We start from the raw sequence: 5,815 nt of genomic DNA, 5'->3' as shown, positions 1-5,815 counted from the left end.
GGCCTCGACGGCGGCGAGCCGGAGGCGACCGCGATCCGCGAAGCGATGGAGGAGGCGGGCGTGCGGCTCGAGCGGCTCGAGCGCGTCACCCATGCCTACAGCATGCCGAGCGTCTCCTCCGAGCGCCTGTGGCTTTACCTCGCCCCTTACCGTCAGGCCGACCGCGTCGGCCCGGGAGGCGGGTTGCCCGGCGAGGGCGAGCAGGTCGAGGTGCTGGAGGTACCCCTCAGCGCCCTGGCGGATCAGGTCCGCGCCGGGCGCCTGTCCGATCTCAAGACCCTCGTCCTGGTCCAGGCGCTGATGCTGCGCCAGCCCGCGTTGTTCGCCGCATGATCGCACCCGACGCCCCGGTCGGCGATGTCCTCGCCGCAATGCTCGCCTTCACCGAGGAGGCCGCGCCGCTGGCGCTCGCGATGCGCGCGGAGGGCCTGGCGATGACCAACAAGGGGCCGGACCTCGGCCAGGCTCTGACCGAGGCGGATCTCGCGGTCAGCCGCCTGCTGCACGCGCGCTTCGGCCCCGACCTGATCGAGGAGGAGACGGCCGACGAGCTTGGCCACGCGGCCGCCAAGGCGATGCTGGCGCGCGACGCCTGGACCTTCGTGGGCGACCCGATCGACGGCACACGGCCGTTCGCGGGCGGCCTGTCGGGCTGGGGCGTGATGGTGGCGGCCTGCCGGTCGGGCTGGCCCCGCGCCGGCGTGATGAACCTGCCGGCCTGGGACTGCCAGCCCTACGACCGGGTCTCGCCGACCACGGCCACGGCCGCCGCCCGGATGACGGCTTTGGCCCGCCTGGCCCGGACCCGCTCCGCCGAGGACCGCCCGCGCATCCTCTGCACCACGGTCAACGCCCTGGTGCAGCGGGTGCCGCCCCGCGGCCACATCGCCAAGGAGGCGTTCTCGGCGGCGATCGGCAACGTCGTGGCGATGGACGACGTGGTCGCCTGGGTCGAGGCCAACGGTTTCCTGCGCACGGGGACGGTACGGGACACGGGCGAGTACGCGGTGCGCGGCGGCATCCTCGACCTGTCGCCGCCGGGCCTGCCGGTGCCGATCCGCCTCGACTTCTTCGGCGACACGCTGGAATCGATCCGCGCCTTCGATCCGGAGACCCAGCGCACCACCGGCCAATTGCGCTCGCTCGACCTGATGCCGATGAGCGAGGTCCAGCTCACCACCGAGACGATCCGGCGCTTCCGCCAGGGCTACATCCAGAGTTTTGGCGCGGCGACCCGGGACGACCGGCTCTACGAGACCGTGAGCGAGGGCCGCCGCTATGCCGGCCTCGAGCACTGGATGCCGCTGTTCTACGGCGAACTCGACACGCTGTTCGACTATCTCGGCGGCGTGCCGCTGGTGTTCGACCCGCAGGTCGAGGATGCCGCCGCCGAGCGGATCAGCCTCGTGCAGGATTACTACCAGGCCCGCGAGGGCGCGATGAAGACGCCCCAGTCCGGCGTCGCCCCCTACAAGCCGCTGCCGCCGCGCGCCCTCTACCTGACCCCGAACGAGCTGAAGGAGCGGATCGCCGCCGCCACCGTGGCGCGGCTGACGCCCTTCGCCCAGCCGGACTCGCCCGAGCGCGCGGTCATCGATTGCGGCGCAAAATCCGGAAGAAACTTCGCGCCGGAGCGCGCGAACGAGAGCGCCAGCGTGTTCGACGCGGCGGTGGCCCATATCCGCGACCTCCAGGGATCCGGTCATCACGTGATCCTGGGATCCTGGTCCGACGGCTCCCGCGACCGGCTCTGCGGCGTGCTCGCCGACCACGGCCTGAGGAAGCCCGTGGCGATCACCCGCCTGTCGGACGTCTACGCGCTGAAGCGCGGCGCCGATTCCGCCGTGGCGGTCTGGGGCCTGGAGGCGGGCTTCACGGTGGGCGAACTCGCCGTGGTCTCCGAGGGCGACATCCTGGGCGACCGGCTGGTGCGCCAGAAGCGCAAGGCCAAGCGGCCCCAGGACGTGATCCTGGAGGTGCAGGCGCTCCAGCCCGGCGACCTCGTGGTCCATGCCGACCACGGCATCGGCCGGTTCTCCGGCCTGAAGACGATCCACGCCGCCGGCGCCCCGCACGATTGCCTGGAGCTGAGCTACACCGGCGGCCTGCTGCTGCTGCCGGTGGAGAACATCGAACTCCTGACCCGCTACGGCTCGGAGGATTCGGAGGTCGCCCTCGACCGACTCGGCGGCGGCGCCTGGCAGGCCCGCAAGGCCAAGATGAAGCGCCGCATCCTCGAGATGGCGGGCGAATTGATCAAGGTCGCGGCCCAGCGCTTCGTCCGGAAGGCGCCGGTGCTCAAGGCGCCGGAGGGACTCTACGGCGAGTTCGCCGCCCGCTTCCCGTTCGAGGAGACCGAGGACCAGGCCAACGCCATCGACGCGGTGCTGGACGACCTCAATGCCGGGCGTCCGATGGACCGGCTGGTCTGCGGCGATGTCGGCTTCGGCAAGACCGAGGTGGCGTTGCGCGGCGCCTTCGCGGCGGCGATCGCCGGCAAGCAGGTGGCGGTGATCGTGCCGACCACCCTGCTCGCCCGCCAGCATTTCCGGACCTTCACCGAGCGGTTCAAGGGGCTGCCGATCCAGATCGCCCAGCTGTCCCGGTTCGTCTCGGCCGGGGACATGAAGCAGACCCGCGCCGGCCTGATCGCCGGCACGGTGGACATCGTGGTCGGCACCCACGCGCTCCTGGCGAAAAACATCGCGTTCAAGGATCTCGGCCTGATCATCGTCGACGAGGAGCAGCATTTCGGCGTCGCCCACAAGGAGCGGCTGAAGGCGCTCCAGGCGGATGTCCACGTGCTGACGCTCTCGGCGACCCCGATCCCGCGCACGCTTCAGCTCGCCATGACCGGCGTGCGCGAACTGTCGATCATCGCGACGCCCCCGGTGGACCGGCTGGTGGTGCGCACCTTCGTGACCCCGTTCGACCCGCTGACCATCCGGGAGGCGCTGCTGCGCGAGCGCTACCGCGGCGGCCAGTCGTTCTATGTCGTGCCCAGGATCGAAGATCTGGCGGACGTGAAGAAGTTCCTCGATGCCGAGATGCCGGAGATCAAGGTCGCGATCGCCCACGGCCAGATGGCGGCGGGTCAGCTCGAGGACGTGATGACCGCCTTCTACGAGGGCAAGTTCGACGTGCTGCTCTCGACCACCATCGTCGAATCCGGCCTCGACATCCCCACCGCCAACACGCTGATCGTGCACCGGGCCGACATGTTCGGCCTGGCCCAGCTCTACCAGCTGCGCGGCCGCGTCGGCCGCTCGAAGGCCCGGGCCTACGCGTTGTTCACGACCCCGGCCAACCGCCAGCTCACGACCCAGGCCGAGCAGCGGCTCAAGGTGCTCCAGACCCTCGACACCCTGGGCGCCGGCTTCCAGCTCGCCAGCCACGACCTCGACATCCGCGGCGCCGGCAACCTCCTGGGCGACGCCCAGTCCGGCCACATCAAGGAGGTCGGCTACGAACTCTACCAGCAGATGCTGGAGGACGCGGTCACGGCGCTCAAGGCCGGCATCGAGGACGTGCCCGAGGAGGCGTGGTCGCCGACCATCGCGCTCGGCGCCCCGGTGACCATCCCGGAGACCTATGTCGAGGATCTCGGCGCGCGGCTGTCCCTCTACCGGCGGCTCGCCACCCTTCAGGACGATGCCGAGATGGAGAGTTTCGGGGCCGAGATGATCGACCGGTTCGGGCCGCTGCCGCCGGAGGTGGAGCAGCTCCTCAAGATCGGCACGATCAAGATCCTGTGCCTCAAGGCCAACGTCGAGAAGGTCGAGGCCGGCCCGAAGGGCGTGGTCGTCCACTTCCGGGACAAGTCCTACGCCAACCCGCAGGGGCTGGTGGCGTTCGTGGCCGAGCAGGCCTCCTTCGCCAAGGTGCGGCCCGACATGAGCGTCGTGTTCGTGCGCGAGCTGACCACGATCCCGGCCCGGCTCAAGACCGCCACCGAGGTGCTGCGGAGCCTCGTGAAGATCGCCGAGCGGGTGAAGAAGGCGGCGTGAGGGGGGCGTCACTCCAGGGCGGCGTCCTCGTCTCCCGCCACTGCGGGCTGAGCCCTCGCGAACAGCCGATCATCCCATGGCACGGGGATATGCCGGCCGTGGGAGACCAGGCGGAATTCCGGATGCGTCGGATTGATGAGGACGTTCTCGGCGACGCGCGCGACGACGCTGGGGACGAAGAGGAGCAGCGAACGGTTCGCGCGAAACCAGGCCTCCCCATACGTTTGGGCGACGGACGGGTCTTGGGCATCCCAGCCCGGCAAGGCCGTGACGTTCACGGTCTCGTAGGATAGCCCGGCCGAGAGGATGATCTCGATGTAGTGCTGGTTCGGTGGAAGCGATCCGCTGCCGTGGACGAGCTTCTCCAGCATGGCCGTCGCGTAGTCCGTCGACGCGTAGATGACGGGGCTGCCTGCCGTGTTCCAGCGACCGGGATAGAGGCTCGAACCCGTCGCATCGAAGATCGGATAGGCCCCCGCGGGGTCGCCGATCCGGTAAGCCTTCTGGACGCGGTCGAGCTTCTGCGCGGTCACGCGACGGAACCGACCTGGAGACGTCCCAGGATAGCCTCGACGCGCGGACCGCCGAATTCCGATTCCATCACGATATCGATCGGGGGGCGCCCTTCCAGCAGAGCATGCGGACGGTGCAGGAATGCGCGCGCGGCGTCCTCGTCCTTCCACACCTCGCAGGCCAGCGCCCAGACGCGCGCCAGCCGAACGACCTTCGCGCCTTCCAACTCGGAGAGGCGTGCGGAGCCCGCCTGCGGCGCGTTCCGCCGCGTCAGCGTCGCCTTCTTCACGAGACTGAACCGGAAATTGCGATCTTTGGGAGCGACCGCGGTGGCGACCCGCTCGAGCGCCTGAACAGGCAGACCCTCCCTGACGCGCTTGACGATCTCGCTCGTCGACACGGTTCCCGCGGGCGAGGCGCCGACCCCGAGCAGGTCGACGAGCATGGCGTCGTTCGTCATGGCATGGACTCCGTTCCACGTGAGCCACATTTATGGCTCACGTGGAACGGGAGCAAGTCGCGCAGGACCGGCCTGCCCTCGGTTCGCGGGGCCGCCTGCTCGAACGCTGCTCGACGCCGGCAGGAGGACAGTCGTTGCGCCATCCGCCCGTCTCTGGCTCTGTGCCGAGGCAAACCCCAGGAGACGCGCAGATGGCGAACCCGGCGCAGGCCACCGGCGCGTCCGGCCCGGACAGGTCCGACAAGAACGCCTTCCTGACGCCCCTGTTCACCGACCGGCGGGTCGTGGCGGTGCTGGGGCTGGGCTTCGCGCAGGGCATCCCGTTCCTGCTCGTCTACGCGACGCAGTCGGCGTGGCTCGTCCAGGCCAAGGTGCCGCTGGCGACGATCGGCCTGATGAGCGAGCTGACCATCGCGTACAAGCTCAAGTTCCTCTGGGCGCCGTTCCTCGACCGGCACGACGCGCCCCTGCTCGGGCGCTGGCTCGGGCGCCGGCGGGGCTGGATCGTCGCCACCCAGATCCTGGTGGCGCTGGCGCTCGCCGGGGTGGCGTTCGGCGATCCGGCGCATTGGCTCGCCTGGACGGTGGCGTTCTCCCTGGCGCTCGGGGTGGCGGGGGCGACCCAGGACGTGGTGATCGACGGCTGGCGCATCACCGCGGCGCCGCCCGAGCGGCAGGCGCTGATGTCGTCCTGGTCGGAGATCGGCTACCGGGTCGGCAACCTCGCGGCCGGGGCCGGCGCCCTCTACCTGTCCGACGCCTACGGCTGGCGCGCCGCCTACCTGTGCATGGCGGTGCTGCTCGCCCCCGGCACGATCGCGGCGCTGCTGGCCCC

5 protein-coding genes are annotated in these 5,815 nt (G+C 70.3%); 3 read left to right on the top strand and 2 right to left on the bottom strand.

Going from position 1 to position 5,815, the window contains the following annotated elements; all coding sequences use genetic code 11:
• A partial coding sequence (locus FV228_RS18665; protein ID WP_187277810.1) for an NUDIX domain-containing protein occupies positions 1–333 on the top strand: 333 nt, incomplete at its 5' end.
• Positions 330–4,007, top strand: coding sequence for a transcription-repair coupling factor (gene mfd, locus FV228_RS18660; protein WP_187277809.1), 3,678 nt, complete (start codon positions 330–332; stop codon positions 4,005–4,007). The genes FV228_RS18665 and mfd, both read left to right, overlap by 4 nt.
• A gap of 8 nt (positions 4,008–4,015) precedes the next feature.
• Here the strand turns inward: mfd and FV228_RS18655 are convergent, their stop codons facing one another.
• Positions 4,016–4,540, bottom strand: a complete 525-nt coding sequence (locus FV228_RS18655) for an RES domain-containing protein (protein WP_147855995.1) — start codon at positions 4,538–4,540, stop codon at positions 4,016–4,018.
• Positions 4,537–4,980, bottom strand: a complete 444-nt coding sequence (locus tag FV228_RS18650; RefSeq protein WP_147855994.1) for an antitoxin Xre/MbcA/ParS toxin-binding domain-containing protein — start codon at positions 4,978–4,980, stop codon at positions 4,537–4,539. Before FV228_RS18650 ends, FV228_RS18655 begins: the two co-directional genes overlap by 4 nt.
• A gap of 191 nt (positions 4,981–5,171) precedes the next feature.
• Here FV228_RS18650 and FV228_RS18645 point away from each other — a divergent pair.
• The coding region (locus tag FV228_RS18645) for an MFS transporter (protein WP_147855993.1) at positions 5,172–5,815 on the top strand (644 nt) is incomplete at its 3' end.

Origin of the sequence: Methylobacterium sp. WL18, from assembly GCF_008040015.1 — a bacterium.
Classification (GTDB): domain Bacteria; phylum Pseudomonadota; class Alphaproteobacteria; order Rhizobiales; family Beijerinckiaceae; genus Methylobacterium; species Methylobacterium mesophilicum.
Note: the sequence above shows the minus strand (reverse complement) of the source record. Positions and strands in the feature narration are given on the sequence as shown.